General features: G+C 52.7%; 15 protein-coding genes. 4 read left to right on the forward strand and 11 right to left on the reverse strand.

Going from position 1 to position 16928, the window contains the following annotated elements:
• Nucleotides 1-60: 60 nt before the first annotated feature.
• The 5 genes from TW77_RS16220 to TW77_RS16240 form a co-directional block, all read right to left on the reverse strand.
• Nucleotides 61-831, reverse strand: a complete 771-nt coding sequence (locus TW77_RS16220; RefSeq protein WP_046006026.1) for a MipA/OmpV family protein — start codon at nt 829-831, stop codon at nt 61-63.
• 117 nt (nt 832-948) lie between these two features.
• Complete coding sequence (locus tag TW77_RS16225; RefSeq protein ID WP_046006027.1) at nt 949-2301, reverse strand: DUF1501 domain-containing protein; 1353 nt, start codon at nt 2299-2301, stop codon at nt 949-951.
• A gap of 11 nt (nt 2302-2312) precedes the next feature.
• Nucleotides 2313-4250: a DUF1800 domain-containing protein gene (locus TW77_RS16230; RefSeq protein ID WP_046006028.1), complete on the reverse strand. Its 1938-nt coding sequence runs from the start codon at nt 4248-4250 to the stop codon at nt 2313-2315.
• Between the two features lie 181 nt (nt 4251-4431).
• Complete coding sequence (locus TW77_RS24390) at nt 4432-5817, reverse strand: sensor histidine kinase (RefSeq protein WP_082078950.1); 1386 nt, start codon at nt 5815-5817, stop codon at nt 4432-4434.
• Nucleotides 5807-6490, reverse strand: coding sequence for a response regulator transcription factor (locus tag TW77_RS16240; protein WP_046006029.1), 684 nt, complete (start codon nt 6488-6490; stop codon nt 5807-5809). The genes TW77_RS24390 and TW77_RS16240 overlap by 11 nt, the downstream gene beginning before the upstream one ends.
• 136 nt (nt 6491-6626) lie before the next feature.
• Here TW77_RS16240 and TW77_RS16245 point away from each other — a divergent pair, with 136 nt between their 5' ends.
• Nucleotides 6627-6821: a hypothetical protein gene (locus TW77_RS16245; protein ID WP_046006030.1), complete on the forward strand. Its 195-nt coding sequence runs from the start codon at nt 6627-6629 to the stop codon at nt 6819-6821.
• A 31-nt stretch (nt 6822-6852) separates the two neighbouring features.
• On the opposite strand, the gene TW77_RS16250 is transcribed toward TW77_RS16245, so the two are convergent.
• The gene (locus TW77_RS16250) at nt 6853-7359 is read right to left on the reverse strand and encodes a lactoylglutathione lyase family protein (RefSeq protein WP_046006031.1); all 507 of its coding nucleotides are present in this window, start codon (nt 7357-7359) and stop codon (nt 6853-6855) included.
• Nucleotides 7360-7453: 94 nt separating this feature from the next.
• Between TW77_RS16250 and TW77_RS16255 the strand changes: the two genes are divergently transcribed.
• The 3 genes from TW77_RS16255 to TW77_RS16265 all read left to right on the forward strand — a co-directional run bounded on the left by TW77_RS16255 (nt 7454) and on the right by TW77_RS16265 (nt 9570).
• Nucleotides 7454-8323, forward strand: coding sequence for a LysR family transcriptional regulator (locus tag TW77_RS16255; protein ID WP_046006032.1), 870 nt, complete (start codon nt 7454-7456; stop codon nt 8321-8323).
• 116 nt (nt 8324-8439) lie between these two features.
• On the forward strand, nt 8440-8775 hold the full coding sequence (locus tag TW77_RS16260) for a zinc ribbon domain-containing protein YjdM (RefSeq protein ID WP_046006033.1): 336 nt from the start codon (nt 8440-8442) through the stop codon (nt 8773-8775).
• A 303-nt stretch (nt 8776-9078) separates the two neighbouring features.
• On the forward strand, nt 9079-9570 hold the full coding sequence (locus TW77_RS16265; RefSeq protein ID WP_240479509.1) for a lipocalin family protein: 492 nt from the start codon (nt 9079-9081) through the stop codon (nt 9568-9570).
• A gap of 49 nt (nt 9571-9619) precedes the next feature.
• Here the strand turns inward: TW77_RS16265 and TW77_RS16270 are convergent, their stop codons facing one another.
• Genes TW77_RS16270 through TW77_RS16290 form a run of 5 tightly spaced genes read right to left on the reverse strand, consistent with a single transcriptional unit; the run spans nt 9620 to nt 16680 of the window.
• Nucleotides 9620-10900, reverse strand: a complete 1281-nt coding sequence (locus tag TW77_RS16270) for a sensor histidine kinase (protein WP_240479507.1) — start codon at nt 10898-10900, stop codon at nt 9620-9622.
• 5 nt (nt 10901-10905) lie between these two features.
• A complete protein-coding gene (locus tag TW77_RS16275) occupies nt 10906-12270 on the reverse strand; it encodes a sigma-54-dependent transcriptional regulator (protein ID WP_046006036.1) in 1365 nt (454 codons plus the stop codon).
• Between the two features lie 60 nt (nt 12271-12330).
• The gene (locus tag TW77_RS16280; RefSeq protein WP_046006037.1) at nt 12331-14718 is read right to left on the reverse strand and encodes an ABC transporter permease; all 2388 of its coding nucleotides are present in this window, start codon (nt 14716-14718) and stop codon (nt 12331-12333) included.
• The gene (locus TW77_RS16285; RefSeq protein ID WP_046006038.1) at nt 14715-15422 is read right to left on the reverse strand and encodes an ABC transporter ATP-binding protein; all 708 of its coding nucleotides are present in this window, start codon (nt 15420-15422) and stop codon (nt 14715-14717) included. The genes TW77_RS16280 and TW77_RS16285 overlap by 4 nt, the downstream gene beginning before the upstream one ends.
• Before the next feature lie 10 nt (nt 15423-15432).
• Entirely contained in the window at nt 15433-16680 is a 1248-nt protein-coding gene (locus TW77_RS16290; protein ID WP_046006039.1) for an HlyD family secretion protein, read from the reverse strand.
• Nucleotides 16681-16928: the final 248 nt, after the last annotated feature.

Genomic DNA, 16928 nt, shown 5'->3' on the forward strand with positions numbered 1-16928 from the left:
TTTAATCTTAACCTGTAGTTAAAGCCGCAGCTTTCAGTCTGAGCTGCGGCTTTTTTGTGTTTAAAAGAACTTACTGAACAGCAGACGCACGGCAAAACTGCCATCGCTGTCTACCAGGGGGCTGTCGGTGATACTGTCGTCAAACCAGGTGTAATCAAACGCAAGCTGAGTAAAGCCGCCAAAGAACATGGGCGTTGAGACTGAAAAGCCCAATGCCACATTGGTGGCATTGTCACCCTGGTAATAGGCGCGGGTATTGGTGACTTCGGTTTGTCTGACGCCGTAATAATAGTCTACATGACTACTATCTAGGTAGCTTACCTTGAGGCTGGGCTCGTAGAAAAAAGGACCAGATTTAAATACCTTGGCAACACCACCCGATAACTCGTAGCCGTCCGACTTATCCAGCACATCGTGGACCGCAGAGACATTAAGCTTCCAGTTGCTTCGCTCGTACTTGATGCCAATACCCGCATCCATCGAAAAGTCACGCTCAGCCATGCCCTTAAACACATCGCTGTCTGATTCGTCAAAGCCCTGGAAACGCGGGGCGGCTTGCAGCAGGATCTCAATGTCGTTGACTTCCAGCACCTCATAGCTGATGAAAGGCCCCAAAACGGAGAGTTTGTCGCCCCGATAGCCGAGGATGGGAAGCGGGATCACGCGTCTGTCGTAGCCCTGATAAATTTCTTCACTGACACCGAGCCCGATGCCATATAAAAATCCTTTCGGTTCTAACTGGGCTCGTGCCGCGCCCCGTTCGTCGGTTTGTGCCTGCAGTGGTAGCGCGGCGGCCAATAAGGCGCCAATACAAAGTGCGTGTTTTAACATAGAGTGTCCTTATCTGGGTTTATTATTCGCTCATCAAGGTGACATGATGAGCGTAAGCCTGAACAATGCGTCAGGCTTCTTTTACGAACTATAGACAAGGAACGTTTAGTCTTGATGTCACTTAAACAAAGAAAGTGGACCGTTAAAGTGCACCAGGTTGGGGAAGATACCGTTGAGCGTGCCTGTGTCCAGGCCCATCCATTGCCCCAGGCTGGCGGCATATTGATCCACAGAGGTGGTCGGAATAAGGCGTCCGCCACCGGCGTCCAGCTCATGGTTGAGCTCCGACTTTGGAATATCGCCAAAAATGGTGCCGCCATTGACTGCACCACCCATCACAAAATGATGCCCGGCCCAGCCATGATCGGTGCCATCGCCGTTAATCGCCAGCGTACGGCCAAAGTCCGACGCCGTAAACAAGGTAACCTGCTCACTGAGGCCGAGACTTTCCATTGCGTTATTAAAGGCCACCAGCGCGCTGTCCAGCGTGGCCTGCAACTTAGGCAGGTTTTGCGCCTGCCCCGAATGGGTGTCGAATCCGCCCATGGCGACCACATAAACCTGCCTTGATGCGCCCAGTTGCTGGCGCGCAGCAATGCTTTTGCCCACCGTTTGCAGCTGTTTGCCCAAACCCGTGGCCGGGAACTCTGGCAGGGTCACTGTGGTGTTAGCCTGGGCGGTATTGAACTGACTGTTTGCCTCATAGGCGTTGTTGATGGCATTGGTCAAATCCTGTTGCAGCAGGTTTTGTGAGTTCTGTGCCTGGTTACTGAAATGGGCAATCAGCTCAGGATGATGGTCAAATTCTTCCAGTGCCTCTATGGTGGCAGCCTGACCATCACTGACATGATACGGAGCAGTTTGTTTACCGGTGAGCCACAGGGCACCATCGGCGGTGGTGATGGCATTAAACGGTGTATTACCCGTTAAACCTTGCGTCATCAGGGCGTCATTCATTAACCCTCCCCAGCCAAACTGGGCGCCCTCGGCGGCACCCGACATCCAGGTTGATTGCTGATCGTTGTGTGAGAACAAGCGGGACGGCAATCTGGCGGTGTCCTGGGCAATCATGCTGGCGGTCACCGGGCGCAACAAGGGCCCCACGTTGCCCACCACAGCCACTTTATTTTGCTGATACAGGCCTGCTAACCCGGCTAACTCAGGGGGCAGAGCGAAGCGGCGAGAGTCAAATCGACCCGGCGTTGCTATGGGTAACAGGTTTGCCTGCGTGCGCGGTGTCGTATATTTGCCCAGCAAGCTTTGCCGGTGACCGGCCCACTGCGTATAACTGGGCTCATCGAAAGGGATAATGGTGTCGTGGTTGTCCATGCCGCCGTATAAAAACACGCATACCAGGGCTTTGTAATCACTGTTTTGAGCCGGACTGTTTGCCAGCGCCTGACCTAACCGAAACATCGAGGACGCCATTAAGGAGGCCCCACCGAGTTTGATAAAATCACGTCTGTTCATGGGCTTTGCTCCTATTTCTGGACTAAATAATCAGGTGAGGTCATCACCAGTAAAACGGCCAGGTGCACCAGTCTTAGTGGCTCGGCTTCGTCGTTTTGCGCCACCGTTTGCAGGATTTGTCTAATCTCCTGTTTGCTGGTGGCGCTGAGCTGTCCGGCGCAGAGCAGCAGATCAAGGCGCTCGATTAAGGCATCCGGGTTGCCCGCCAGTGCCTGCTCGGCATCGTAGCTTGCCAGAAAGCTTTCTACGGCGTTTTCGGCATTGAGCGGAATGTTTTCTTCGTCATAGCTGGCCTGCAAGTCTTCAACATCCACTTCCTGCTGTAACCCGGTAATGTAGTAAGTCATAAAGTTGGCGTAGCCGGTAATAGTGCTGGCGTTGGTGATCTGCAGCTCGGGCGCCACCATGCCACTGGCCGCACTCAGGCTGCCCGGTGCGGTATAACCTGGGCGGAAGAAGTTGAACACACTGGGTGAGCGGTACGGGTGTTGGCCCAGCATGCTGGCGTCTCGGGTATCCCAGAGCATTTCCTGATATTCAGGGGTGATATTTTTAACTGAGAATGCCCGCGCCCATTGGGTAAAGCGCACTATGGGTTCGCGGATCTTGCCGCCGCGTTCGGTGGCAGCTGCTCTGGCTTCTGGGTCAAACAAAATGGCGGCCAGGGTTGCGGTTAAATCGCCACGGCGGCCGTTTCCCACACTACTGCCATCGGGCAATGTGGCCTGACCGCTGCTGAACGCCCCGGAAACGCGGGCGACGTAAGCGGGTGAAGGGTTAGATGTGACCAGCCGCTGGATCAGCTGCTTTGACACAAATGGCGGTACATTCGGGTGAGCAAAAATATGATCCAGCGCCTGTGTGACCGACGCCTTGGGTCCTGTACCTGCGGCGATGGTGGTGCCCAGAAAGGTCTTGCTTTTTTCACTGTGATTCTCCGGGTAGACGGCCATGGGCAGCGCAAATTCGTTGATTTCCTGTGCATCTGAGGTGTCGTAGTCCAAATCCAGACCGGTAAATACCCGTGCCAGTCCGGTGATGTCCTGATTGGTGTAAAGCTCTTTTGTTGCGCCATTGTCATCTTTTTGCTCGGTGCCGTCCGGGTTCAGAGCAACCACGCCAATGGTGAACAATTGCAGTAACTCGCGGGCGTAGTTTTCGTCCGGCATTCTGCCGGAAACTTCATCGCCTTTGAGGTTGCCCATATAGGTGAGGTAAAAGCCCATCGCGGGAGAGTAGGTGACCGCTTCGAGCAGTTCCCGGTAGTTACCAAAGGCATGCTGGATCAGGATATCCTGATACGAGGCGACGGCCTCTGGTATGTCGGTCAGCTCTTCGCCACCTGCATTGGAGACCACCAATAGCTCAGAGAGGGCAAACGCCATACGCTGACGCAACTGATCTTCCCCGGCAATGGCATGACGCCAGAAGGCAACACTGGTCGATTCGATGTAGAGCGCATTAAAATCATCTTCTGCTGTGGGCGGTGGAGTAAACTCGCTCACCACCGGCATGATCAGGCTGGGCGGTACTTTAAGCTGTGCTTGAAACCAGCTTGATGCGCTTTTTCCTGTCAGCGTGTCCAAGTCCTGTGGCCGGGTCCCAAAGGTGGCCTGTTGTAAAAAGCGCGAGGTACTGACGGCGGTGGTAAAAGTCGGATCGGTATTAGATGTATTGTCGTCCGGTGTGTTGTCGTTGGCGTTATTGTCATCATTATTGTTGGCGTTATTACCTGTACCGGCGTTATTGTTATTATCACCATTGTTGTTGGTGTTATCGCTTGCACTGGCGTTGTTACTGCCATTGCCCGAACTTCCGGTGTCCTGTGAAGGTGCTGATACCGGTGCTGGGCTATTCGAGGTGGGTTGGCTAGTGTCACTGCCACCACACCCTGCCAGGCCCAGGCAAACGCTGAGCAGCAGTATGTTAAGCGGGGTTAGTCTAAACATGGTTTCACTCTCTTACTTAGGGATGCTTTAAGTCTAGAGTGAAACCGTTTGGAAAGGTTATACAGTTGCCATACGGCTTTAATACAAAATTGTATGCTTAGTGGTTCCCGGCTCGCAAGCCGGGATGTCGAAATCGAGAAGTGTGCTTAGGAGATAAATAAATGACCCACACCAGCTATGACTAATCACTCCGAGCAGGACGTGTGGGGATCTCAATATTAAATACGGCACCGGGCTGTTGTTCAAGCAGGCATAGCTGCGCTTTATGTACGTCGCAAATGGCCCGCACTATGCTGAGTCCAAGGCCATTGCCAGGGCGGCCACGGCTGATGTCGGCACGATAGAACTTATCAAAGACTTTTGGCTGGTCGCATGGAGGGATCCCGGGACCATCGTCACCAACTTGCAGCAGGGCGCTGTCGGTATGACTTTGTAGCCGCAGCCAGACATGGGCATCGCTGTGGCTGTGTTCCAGTGCATTTTCCAGTAAGTTGCAGATCAACTGACCCAGCAAGTCTCGGTCACCATGACAATGCACGGCGGGTACAATCGATACCTCAAAGCGTCGGCCGCTGTCTTCAAAGACCGGCTGATAGCTTTGTGCCAGCTCGTCAATCAGGGCGGATAAATCAAAGGTTTTAAAGCCCTGAATATGCTTACCCGATTCGATGGCATTGAGACGCACCAGGTTGTTAAAGGTATTGATGACCTGTGCCAGTTCATTGTTGGCTTTGTCGATATGGCCTTCGAGGATTGCCGGGTTGTCGAGGTCCTGAACCATACTTTGCAGGCGATTTGAAATGCGCGATAAAGGCGTTTTCAGGTCGTGGGCGATCCCCACCGACATGGTTTTCAGATTGCCATGCAGTCGGGTGATTTCATCCAGCATGCGGTTAATGGCAAGGCTGAGCGCAACTATGTCCGGGTTGGCTGTGCTCACTTGAGTGCGCTTTGAATCCGGCGAGTGGGCCACCTGAGCAAGTTGATCAGAGAGTGCCTGCAAAGTGCGGGTGCGCTTGTACTGCAACCAGGCAATGGCAGCCAAAATCAGTGGCAGGCTGAGCAGCGCAAACCAGTGTGTTATTTGGCTATAAAATTCGGCTCTGTGGGCGTGCAGTTCGTCTCGCTTTTGCCAGTAATGCAGTTGCAGGTTGTCGGGTAAGTTCACCGAAGCCGACAGCAGTTCTACATTGCCTTCCTCGCCAAGTGATACGCTTTGCCACTGCGGCGTTGAGGTCACGGTCAGCTTAGTATTGGCGCCCAACAGTAGCTGTTCTTGCTTAAACAGCGCAACCAGCCAGCCTTCGTCGAACAAATGGGTTTGCGCTTCGCTATCGGGCCAGACTTCATCTTCCTCCAGCTCAAACTCCTGTAACACGTGTTCCAGGCCATGCTCTTCCAGTGCGCTCTCAATCTCGCCCAGAAACTCCTCAAACTCATGCTGTTGCGCTTGTTTATCCTGCCACACCAACAGCTGACCTGTGAGCCACAACAGCAACAGCAGGGTGGCCCAGAGCGCGCCGCCAAGCAGCGCTGTGTGCTTAAGATGATAACGGCTAATCATCATTGCTGCCCATCAGCAGATAACCGCTGCCGCGAATGGTTTTGATCATGTCAAAAGCAAAGGGCTTATCCAGCTTATTGCGCAGGCGGCTGACATGGGTTTGCACTAGGCTGGTTTTAGGGTCGAAACTAAATCCCCAGACTTGTTCCAGTAACATGGTTTTGGTGATCAGCTGCTCGGGGTTCTGCATCATGTATTCCAGGATCTGATATTCCTTGGGCATCAGCTCAATTTCTTTTCCGGCTCTGTATACTCGGCGCGACGTGCGGTTGAGCCGCAGCTCACTGTACACCAGCTCCAGTGTATCTGATCTGAGCGGCTGACGTCTGGCAAGGGCTTTTAAACGGGCATACAGCTCGGCAAAGGCAAAGGGTTTGACCAGATAATCGTCGGCACCGGCTTCAAGCCCGGCGACCCGATCGGCGGTATCACTCAGTGCGGTGAGCATGATGATGGGTGTCCTGACTTTACTGGCGCGCAACACCCGGACGGCGTCCAGACCGTCCATGTTGGGCAACAAGCGGTCAAAAATAATCACATCAAAGGCAGTGGCAGAGGCGCTTAGCATAGCCTGCTCAGCATTATTGCAATGCTGCACGCGGGCATTGTGCTGCGCCAGCCCGGCGCAGATAAACTCGGCCGTATCCGGGTCATCTTCAACTAATAAAATATGCATACAAACTTGAGGTTAGCGTCACTGTGTTAAAGCATATCGTATTTTTGCGCCGCTTTGGCATACAATTTTGTATTGTGCTTTTTTTGCGCGTGTGTATAAAATTAAGCCAATTTATGATGAACATAAGGAAATACACATGACAGACAAACAAGTCGAAGCCGGGCCTAATCCGGGCCTGTATATTGGAATTGGTGCAGGTATCGGGACTGCCATTGGCATTACGGTTGGGGTAACCTTTGATATTCTGGCTTTTTCCATTGCTCCGTGCGCGGGGGCTGGTATAGCCCTGGGTGTTGGACTGTGGGGGGCTAACAAGCAAGCCGGCAAGTGATCAGGGCCGGTATATCCAGCCCTATGCGGTGTTATTCCTGATAGGCGCCTGCGCTGTAGATCAGCTCATAACTGTGGCTGTAAATCTCAACGATGTTGCCAAACGGGTCTTCCATATAAATCATCCGATAGGGCTTTTCGCCGGGGTAGTAATAGCGCGGCTTTTCCATACGCCTTTTACCACCTGCGGCCACGATTTTATCTGCCAGGCCTTCCACATCCGGATCTTGCACACAAAAATGAAAGACGCCGGTTTTCCAGTATTCAAAATTATTATCGGGGTTGGTCTGGTTATCGAACTGAAATAGTTCTACGCCAATACGATCGCCGGTAGACAAGTGCGCAATACGAAAGCGCTTCCAGCCCGCGCCAAATACGTCGGTGCACATTTCTCCGATGGCGCTGTCGTCTTCAACAATGTCTGTTGGGGCCATAATGACATACCAGCCCATTACCTGAGTGTAAAACTCAACGGCCTTTTCCAGGTCTGGGACCGAGATGCCGATATGCGAAAAATTACGTGGATAAACCTGGCTCATAGAATGCTCTCCTCTGTTTGAATGCTGTGCAGGTTACAAAGACTCTTCTATCAAGTAAAATTATTAAAAATAATCAAAATAAGTATGTTATGTAATGATTAATAACGCCTGGCTACGAACATTTTGCGCCCTGGCTCGAATTGGGCACTTTACCCGCACGGCTGAGCAGCTACATATGACACAATCGGGTGTGAGCCAGCATGTGCAAAAGTTAGAGGCGCACTTTGGCGTTGCTTTGCTGCTGCGCGACGGCAAGCAGATTGTACTGACGGAGGCCGGGCAACGGCTGTGCACGCAGGCAAAGCAAATTCTGCAAAGTTTGTCGGACCTTGAGTCCAGTATAGGCGAGGATCCGCCATTTGAAGGCGCAGTCAGCGTAATGTCACCCGGCAGTGTCGGACTCAGGTTATATCCGCACTTGCTGGCATTGCAGACCCGCCACCCTGAGCTTGTCATCGATCACCGTTTTGCACCGAATGAGACAATCATCAAGGCGGTGGCACAGGGCAGCGCAGAGCTTGGCCTGACCACGCTAAAGGCTAAATCGGCCGAGGTCAGATGTGAGGCAATCGCCACCGAGCCTTTGCTATTGGTAACACCAGCAAAGGTACATACGCCAAGCTGGGAAAATCTGGAATCGCTGGGGTTTATCGACCATCCCGATGGCGCACATCACAGCGAGCTGTTGCTCAGTGCCAATTTTGCGCAGTTTCAGCACTGCGCTCAGTTTGCACGCAAGGGCTTTTCTAACCAGATCAATCTGATCCTGGAACCCGTTAGCCGGGGGATAGGGTTTACCGTGTTGCCTGCTTTTGCGGTTGAGGCCTTTGCCCGGCGGGAACAAATACGCGTTCATTCGCTGAAGTACCCTGTGAGCGAAACTATTTACCTGTGCACAGCGCGGCGTGGCCACTTGCCAGCCAGAGTACACACTGTGATAGCGCAGGCCAAAAGCGGCCTGTAATCGCGACGCGTTTATGCTCACCTGTACTAAATCAATAAATATAGGCTTAGCACTGGCACATCCGGGGCTGAGCCATTACTATGCAGACCAAATGAATCAATACGTAGTAAGTAATTATGTCTTTACCTCCTTGCCCAAAATGTAACTCTGAATATGTCTATCAGGACCAGAGTAATCTGGTTTGTCCTGAGTGTGCCTATGAGTGGAACCCAAATGAAGTCAATGAAGACGATCTGATCCAGGTAAAAGATGCCAACGGCGCATTGCTGGCCGACGGCGACAAGGTGACGGTTATCAAAGATCTGAAAATCAAAGGCAGCTCTCAGGTGATCAAAATTGGCACCAAAGCCCTGGTCCGCCGTGTGCTGGACAAAAAAGACCACGAACTGGATTGTAAGGTCGATGGTGTGGGCGAAATGATGGTCACAGCCAAGTTCGTTAAAAAAGCCTGATTGTTCTGTTGGACTTGAGATGACGGCGTTTAGAGCGAGTCTATTTCCAACACCTCCCTCAGTCATCCCGTGCTCCGACACGGGATCAGCTTACCGACACCACTTTCGTTTTCTTTGGCATTAACGCTACGCTTGGTTGTTTCCGCGTTGGGCTGGGAATAACGGCGTTTGGCGCGCCGTGATAAGGCTGCTATATATCTGTGTTAAGGTAAATTAACCAAACAGTGAACCGGCGCGTTTTCTTAGCCGTACCAGAACGTGTTGGTTTAGAAGGAGCACGCATTGAAAACACTGTTAATTATTATGATGACGCTGGTCATTAGCAGTTGTCTGGGCATGCCGCAGGGTGTACAGCCCGTGGGGAATTTTGAGCTTAATCGCTATCTGGGTAAATGGTATGAAATTGCCCGGCTGGATCATTCTTTTGAGCGTGGGCTGAGCAAAGTCACGGCCCAGTACAGCATGCGCGATGATGGCGGCGTAAAGGTCATCAATCGAGGTTATAATGCCGAGGAAAACCAGTGGCGTGAAGCCGAGGGCAAAGCATTTTTCGTCAATCAGGACGATGAAGCTTATCTGAAAGTGTCTTTCTTCGGTCCGTTTTATGGCGCCTATGTGGTGTTTGAACTGGATCACGACAACTACCAGTATGCCTTTGTCTCAGGCCCGGACACCGATTATTTGTGGCTGCTTTCAAGAACTCCGCAAGTCGACCAGGCCATTATCGACAAGTTTGTGCGTATGGCGGCCGAGCGCGGCTTTGATACCGATTCACTGATTTTTGTCGCGCAGTAATTTTTTAGCTCAGCAACTTTTGTAGCGCAGTAACATCGCACGTTCGGCGCTAACCGAGCGGCAACTGAATCCTGGCCCTGGCACCGCGCTGATCAGTGCGGTTGACCAGCGTCAGCTGGCCGTTGTGCTGTTCCACAATGTTTTTGCACAGCACCAGGCCAATGCCTTTACCATTTTCTTTTGTGGTGTAAAAAGGCACAAACAGATTATCCGGATTACTGACACCAGGACCCTGATCCAGAATGTCGATAAAGGCATACTGGGTGGTTTTGCTGATGACAATTTCAACACCGGCAGGTTCGTCACTGGCCTCCAGCGCATTGGTGATCAGATTAACCAGCACTTGCTCCATCAGGCTAACATCTACATGCAGCGTAAAAGACGCTGTGGCAGAGCAGGTGAGCTGCGTGCCATAAAGCGCCTGCATTGGGCGCAGCAGGGTATCTGTGGTGACTTCCTCCAAATGCAACTGATGTTGCCTTGCCACGCTTGCATAGCGGTTAACGAACGACATCAGCCCATCGCTGCGCTGCACAATGACCGCAAGCGCCTGATCAAAATCGGCCTGCGTATCCGCGCCGGGTTGCAGCATTTGCAACGTTTGCGCCAGCGACTTAATGGGGGAGAGCGAGTTGTGGATCTCATGGCTCAGAATGCGGATCATTTTTTGCCAGGCGTCGCGCTGCGCCTGACTGACCACCGACTGCACATCGGTGAGGATCAACAAGTGGGCATGGCTGTCGTTTATGGGGATCCGGCTTTGCCTTAGCTGCCATTGTTGCGCAAGTGAAGGATGGCTGAACTGCCACTGGCCACTAGACTGAACCAGGCTGAAATGATGTGCTTTGGTGAGCCGTTGCGTTTGCCAGGGCTTGCCGGTCCAGTTGGAGAAAGCGTCGTTGGCATGCACCAGCGCATTGCTTTGGTCGAAAATGGCAATCGGACTGGGCAGCTGCTCAATCAGCCGAAACAGCAAAATAGCCTGATGATCCCGTGCTGATTTATACGCCTGCAAGTGCGTGCACAGCTGGCTGGTTTCGGCTTGTAATTGTGCCAGGATCCCGCTTTGGTCGGCGCTGTAAAAACGTTGGCCATAATCCTCAAGGCGCATGGCTTCGATTGTGGTGGTCAGGTGGTAAAAGGGCTGCACAAGGCGCTGTTTTATGCTCTGTAACAGCAATACCGCCGGACCTAATACCAGCACCCACAGGGTAACAACACCCAGCCAGCCGCTGCCCAGGCTCAGCAGTAACCCGGTGCTGAGACTGGCCAGCAGCAGCCAGACAAGCGTTAAAAATAGCGTTGTGAATCGCTCGTAGTTCAGAGACATCAGGTTCAGGGCTGCCGGGTTTTGATGTTGAACTTATCCATGCGCCGGTACAGCGCACTTTTACTTATTCCCAGTAAAACCGAGGCTTCCTCCACGTTGTCGAGGCACTGGGACAGTGCCATTTTTATGAGTTTTTGCTCTGCCTGCTCCAGTGTTACCAGTTCAGAGATAGGGCCATCAGGCGCAGTATTTTCAGGTTTGATTGGCAGCTGAGCAGCTGTGATCTCTGGCTCGTCGCACATGAGTACTGCGCGCTCCATAATATGGCTGAGCTCCCGCACATTGCCCGGCCAGTGATAGGCTTGCAGAGCGTTGCACGCGCAGTCAGACAAAACCGGTTCGGGTAGTTCATAGCGCTTTGCATGCGCCGAGATAAAGTGCCTGGCAAGCGGAATAATTTCGTCGCTGCGTTGCCTCAGTGGTGGCAGTGTCAGCTCTATGGTATTGAGCCTGAAATACAGGTCCTGACGAAATACCCCTTGTGTTTGTAATGTCTCGAGATCGGCATTGGTGGCGCTGATGAGCCGACACTCTGCGTGGCGTGTTTTGTCGGAGCCGACCGGCTCATATTCGCCGCTTTCCAGTACCCGCAACAGCTTGGCTTGTTGCGACTCACTTAAGGTCGCAATTTCATCTAAAAACAGGGTGCCGCCGCTGGCCTGGCTGAAACGGCCTTCGCGGTCTTGTCTGGCATCAGTAAATGCCCCTTTGACATGGCCAAACAGCTCGCTTTCGAACAAGCTGTCGGGGATGGCTGCCATGTTAACACTGACAAGCCCACCTGTGCGTGCGCTTTGCTGGTGCAGGTACTGTGCAATATGCGATTTACCCGTGCCGTTCTCGCCGCGCAGCAAGATATTGGCCCCGGTTGGCGCTACCCTGTCTAGCTGTTTTTTCAGCGTCTGCATTTGCGGACTCAACCACAGCAGTGCTTTATCGGGCACTGGTTTGCTTACAGGCGCTGCGCTGTGTCTGGCCTTTGCCATGTGCCGCAGGCCAAGGTGTTTTTTCACCATCATCAGCACCGCGTGGTTATCCCAGGGTTTGGCAAAAAAGTCCACCGCGCCCCGTTGCATAGCTTCGACCGCAAGCGTCACGCTGGACCAGGCGGTCATGGCAATAAATGCCGGGCTAGATGGGCCGCGTGCTGCATGCTCAGATAAAAAATTCAGCCCTTCCTGACCTGAAGTAGTATCCAGCTCATAATTCATATCGAGCAGTACCAGGTCGATGGGTTGTTGGGCAAGGGTTTGCGCTGCTGCACTGAGCGAGCTGCTCTGAAGCGTGTTAAAGCCGCTGTTTTTTAGCAGCAGGTGAAGACTCAGACGAATATCGGCCTTGTCGTCAACGATAAGTAGGGTGCCTTGCATGATGTAACGGGCAGGCGCGAGTGTGCGCCTGCATTTCCTCATTGATTATTGTTTGATTTATTATTCATTTCTCAGGGCCCGAATGGGGTCCTGACGGATCACCTTTTGTACCGGCAGATAGCTGGCGATAAAGGCAACCAGTAACATAACCGGAATACTGCTCAGCACGGCCAGCCAGTTCACCTCGACCGGTCCTTCGCCAACGCGCGACCACAACAGATAACCCAGCGTGGCAAACAGCAGGCTCACCGCCAGCCCGGTAAAAATAGGCACGAAGCTTTGCTTTACAATCATGGCGGTCAGTTTATGAGTATGTGCACCCAAAGACAAATGAATGCCCAGTTCGTAACGGCGCATCTGCACACTGTAGCTGAGTACCCCATAAATGCCCGCACCGGCCAGACTGAGCGTTAGGGTTAATAAAGCCACGGTGAGCATGGCCTGGAGCCAGGTTTGTCTGAGTCGCTGACTGAGCATATCATCCACTTTCCTGAAAGCCGAGAAGTTTAAGGTGGGGTGAATATCCTTCAGTACATCACCAAGCTGAGCCTGAGCCAGGGGCCCGCTGGCTTTGACAATAAACGCGCTACTGCCTTCGGTTAGCGGCACATAGTAACGCGCCAGTTCATAGCCAAGCGGGCCGGTGGGTACGTAAACATCGCCGACCACACCCACCACTTTTCTGGGCGTTTGCTGGTCGATGTATAGCGTCTGCCCTAGGGGACTTGCTTCGCCATACAGGCGCTTTGCCAGTGATTCGGAAAGCACTATTTCGTTGTTGTCTTCACCGGATGCTGCAATGGGGGTAAAGCTGCGTCCTTGTCTGAGCGGCAAGGCTAAGGTGGTGAAGGCATCTTCATCTATAAATGCCAGACTGATGATCCCAAGCAAAGCGATGTTTTCGTCGTACAGGTAATTCTTCCAGCCCATCACCAGGGGAGATGTTGCACTGGCGGCCACTGAGTTGATGCCTGCTTGTGCGCTTAGGGTATTTTTAACCTGCCGGGCCAGTTCAAACGGCGCAATGTCAGTGGCGCTGCCATCGACACGCACGTAGTAAAGGTGTTCAGTATCAAAGCCGGTTGGGTGGGTCATTTCCTGATAGGCAGGCAACAGTTTATTGGCGGCCAGAAACAGCAGTAAACTGGCAAACATCACTTGCAGTGCCACCAGAATATGGCGGGTTCTGGCAGAGATTTGCGCGCCTGTACCTTTGCCGCTCGCATGCAGGGCGTCGGTGAGGGCCTGATAGTTAACCTGGCTGCTGGTGATGGCCGCAATCAGCAAAGTGATCAGCAAAGCCAGCACAAGTGCAATCACAATGGTGGGGGCATCGAGCGACAGGGCCTGCATGCGGGTAAACAGGTAGCTGAGATCTTCAGCCAGTAACACATTCAGCCACTGCGCGGCAAGTAAGCCTAATACCGTCGCTGCGCCAATCAGTAACGCACATTCACAAAACATACTGACAAAGATGTGCCGGGGCTTGGCACCCAGCGCCGCCTGAATGGCCATAGTGCGTTGCTTTTGCGCGCCGCGAGATAAAAACAGGTTGGTGACATTGGTCAGGGCAATGAGCACCAGTACCGTAGCCGAAAATAATAAGCTCAGGGCCAGGCTATCGCTCTCGGCGATGATCCTGCTGCGCAGTGGCGTAAAGCGTGCGCCGATTGCGGTATCGGGGGCCACGTTTTCCTGGGACTGATACAACGCATTGATCTGCTCGCCCAGCGCGTGATTGGCCTGCTCTGGGTTCACACCCGGCTTGAGACGGGCAATGCCATTAAACTGGCTGCTGATGCTGTTCCAGTTGTTAGTGGTGCTGAGCGCCTCAGGAAAACTGCTGAATCCGCTAATAGCAAAGCTGCGAAAAATCTCCGGCACTTCAAACTCGGCGGCCGTGACGCCAATGATTTGATAGGCCACACGGTTAAGCTGCGTAAAAGAGCCTACCACCTTAGGGTCGGCGTTAAAGTTGTCTTGCCAGGCCTGATAGCTCAGCACCAGCACCTTTTGCTCATCGCTGACACCTTCGTTGGCGTTCAGTGCCCGCCCCAGATGCATGGGCACACCCAGTAACGAGAAAAACTCCGGTGATACGCGCAGTACATCCACGGTGGGGCGGTTATCCACATCCATCAGTCGGGGCGTGGTATGGTGCAGCATGGCCATTTGTTCTATAAACTGTTGATCCTGATAGATCAGCAGCTGAGTGGGCAGCATCTGAAAACCATATTGGGTTTCGCCATTTATGGTTTCGCTTTGGTCGGTCACCCACAGGGTATCGGCATTGGGGTAGGGCAAGGGCTTGGTCAGCAGCCGGTGATTGATGTTGATCACCACACACAGCGCCGCCAGTGTCAGTGCCAGTGTGAGGACCACGGTTATGCTGAAGCCGGGCAGTTTTTTCAGGTTGGCTGCGGCCAGTTTGAGTTCTTCTTTCATCATCCCGCCATCTCCAGTTTCACCTCGTCGACCATCACACCGTCGAGCAGGAAGAGTTTTCGCCCGGCCATATCGGCATATCTGGGGTCGTGCGTCACCATACACATAGTGGTGCCTTGCGCATTCAAGTCGTGCAGCATCTGCATGACTGCATCACCGTTTTTGGAATCCAGGTTACCGGTGGGCTCGTCGATGAGCAGAATATCCGGCCGGTTAACCAGCGCCCGGGCAATGGCGATACGCTGCTGCTGGCCACCCGATAACTGATTGGGCTGGTGGTCAACCCGGTGGGTCATCTGCACCAGCTCCAGGCAGTGCATTACCCGCTCTTTGAGTTGCGCACCTGCTAAAGGCTGTTCACTGTATTTTACTGGCAGCGCCAGGTTGTCGAACACGCTTAGCTCGTCAATAAGGTTAAACGACTGAAAGACAAAGCCAATATGCTTGTTCCTGAGCGTTGCTCGCTGATTAACACTGAGCTGGCTGACATCGTTACCGGCAATCTGATAGCGGCCGCTGGTGGGGGTATCCAGCAGGCCCAAAATATTGAGTAAGGTCGACTTACCACAACCGGAAGGGCCGGAGATAGACACGTATTCGCCCTCGTTAATGTTTAGGTTTACGCCTCGTAAAGCCTGTGTTTCCATACCGCTGAGCAGGAAGTGTTTGGTGATATCGTTGAGTTCAATAACGCATTTGTTGTTCATTGTTGTTTCCTTATTTACTCAGGTACACGACCGGCTCACCCTGATAGGATGCCATATCCGACAGAATAAAGCGCTGCTTTGGCTGTGCGCCACTGAGCAACTGAATATGCTGTGCGGTCTGGGCGCCATAGTGTACCTCAATGGCCTGTGCTTGTTGGGTATTGGGTTCGATGCGATATAAAGTGGCGGTGCTGAAGGCTTTGGCGCCAACGGGCTTGTCGATATAAAGCGCCTCTTTGAGTGTATTAATGTGTATGGTGCCTTCGATATTAAGCTCGGGCCGGGCGCTGTCGGGCAGCGCAGCGGGCAGGGCCACTTCCACTTCAATATTGCCGTTTTGCACCATAGGGTTTATGCGCGAAATGGTGCCGGCTATGAGGTCGGTTCGGGTATTCACTTGTACCGACTGCTCAAGCTTGATTTGCTCGGCATACGCCTGCGGAATTTGTAGCTGTGCATATAAGTCTTTTGTGCTGCCAACCAGCGCCAACTGGGCACCCAGCGGTACACTTTGACCCAGCTCAACATGTAATTGCTGTACTACGCCAGTGATCCCCGCGCGCACCGTCAGGCGCTCAACCCTGTGCTGAATAAGCCCATAGGCCTCTTCGGCGGCGTCGATATCCGAGCTTGCCAGCTGCAAATTGGCCTGATGTAGTGTTTGCAGCTGAGCAATTCTGCGCTGCTCAATCTCAATACGCCGTTTAAGCTGACGATGCTCCAAAACCGTGCGCTGAAAATCCAGTTTAGACACCGCGCCATCTTCAACCAGGCCTGCCTGGGCAGAGACCTCCAGCTCAGCGCTTTCCAGCTCAGACTTTAAGATCTCCAGGCTTGCCTGATGCGACAGCATTTCGCGCTGCTGATTAATATCCGCCTGTAAATACTGATCTTTCGCCTGTTGCAATGCTCGTTTTGCATCTTTAAGTGCCTGCGCCAGATTGGCATCCTGAAGCCGCATAATCACACTCCTGGGTGTCACCTCAGCACCCGGGCGCAGCACAATCTCCTCAACCGTGGCCTCGCTGGCTGCACTGATCAGACGCGGCGTACGCGATTTGAGCTGACCAAACCCGGCCACCGAAATCGTTAAATCCCCCTGTCTGACCTCACCAATCCAGGCATCACCCGTTGCCAAAGACGCCTGCGCCGTTGGCTGAGCAAGCAGCCAGCCAGCCACAATGACAAGCACAGCAATACCACCGAGCCACAACCAGTTTACTTTTATGCTCTTTTTCTGTTCGACCTGTATGTCCATACCATTTCCTCTGTGGGCATTTGGGAATAGTCATTACAAGTCACGTGCCATTTTTTAAGTTGCTGTATTATATGGTTTTGTGTGGTTTTTGAGTCTGGTTTTAACGTGGCGATTTGTGGAAATGGAATTGCGATTTTTGGAAATGGGAAGGCGATAAAATGTGCTGGTATATTGCTTTTTTGTTGTCATTTGTGGTTTTTTGTTGTTACATTTGACTACTGATAAAAAGTAAGGATAACTAGGAATTA

It is taken from the genome of Pseudoalteromonas rubra, assembly GCF_000967655.1.
In the GTDB taxonomy this organism is placed as follows: Bacteria; Pseudomonadota; Gammaproteobacteria; order Enterobacterales; family Alteromonadaceae; genus Pseudoalteromonas; species Pseudoalteromonas rubra_A.

Excerpts from the sequence above, each read along its gene's own strand:
- TW77_RS16240 (WP_046006029.1), bottom strand. The coding sequence starts at position 6,490 with ATGCATATTTTATTAGTTGAAGATGACCCGGATACGGCCGAGTTTATC.
- TW77_RS16270 (WP_240479507.1), bottom strand. The coding sequence starts at position 10,900 with ATGTCTCTGAACTACGAGCGATTCACAACGCTATTTTTAACGCTTGTC.
- TW77_RS16245 (WP_046006030.1), top strand. The coding sequence starts at position 6,627 with ATGACAGACAAACAAGTCGAAGCCGGGCCTAATCCGGGCCTGTATATT.
- TW77_RS16255 (WP_046006032.1), top strand. The coding sequence starts at position 7,454 with ATGATTAATAACGCCTGGCTACGAACATTTTGCGCCCTGGCTCGAATT.
- TW77_RS16230 (WP_046006028.1), bottom strand. The coding sequence starts at position 4,250 with ATGTTTAGACTAACCCCGCTTAACATACTGCTGCTCAGCGTTTGCCTG.
- TW77_RS16265 (WP_240479509.1), top strand. The coding sequence starts at position 9,079 with ATGATGACGCTGGTCATTAGCAGTTGTCTGGGCATGCCGCAGGGTGTA.
- TW77_RS16290 (WP_046006039.1), bottom strand. The coding sequence starts at position 16,680 with ATGGACATACAGGTCGAACAGAAAAAGAGCATAAAAGTAAACTGGTTG.
- TW77_RS16220 (WP_046006026.1), bottom strand. The coding sequence starts at position 831 with ATGTTAAAACACGCACTTTGTATTGGCGCCTTATTGGCCGCCGCGCTA.
- TW77_RS16250 (WP_046006031.1), bottom strand. The coding sequence starts at position 7,359 with ATGAGCCAGGTTTATCCACGTAATTTTTCGCATATCGGCATCTCGGTC.
- TW77_RS16280 (WP_046006037.1), bottom strand. The coding sequence starts at position 14,718 with ATGATGAAAGAAGAACTCAAACTGGCCGCAGCCAACCTGAAAAAACTG.
- TW77_RS16275 (WP_046006036.1), bottom strand. The coding sequence starts at position 12,270 with ATGCAAGGCACCCTACTTATCGTTGACGACAAGGCCGATATTCGTCTG.
- TW77_RS16285 (WP_046006038.1), bottom strand. The coding sequence starts at position 15,422 with ATGAACAACAAATGCGTTATTGAACTCAACGATATCACCAAACACTTC.
- TW77_RS24390 (WP_082078950.1), bottom strand. The coding sequence starts at position 5,817 with ATGATGATTAGCCGTTATCATCTTAAGCACACAGCGCTGCTTGGCGGC.
- TW77_RS16225 (WP_046006027.1), bottom strand. The coding sequence starts at position 2,301 with ATGAACAGACGTGATTTTATCAAACTCGGTGGGGCCTCCTTAATGGCG.
- TW77_RS16260 (WP_046006033.1), top strand. The coding sequence starts at position 8,440 with ATGTCTTTACCTCCTTGCCCAAAATGTAACTCTGAATATGTCTATCAG.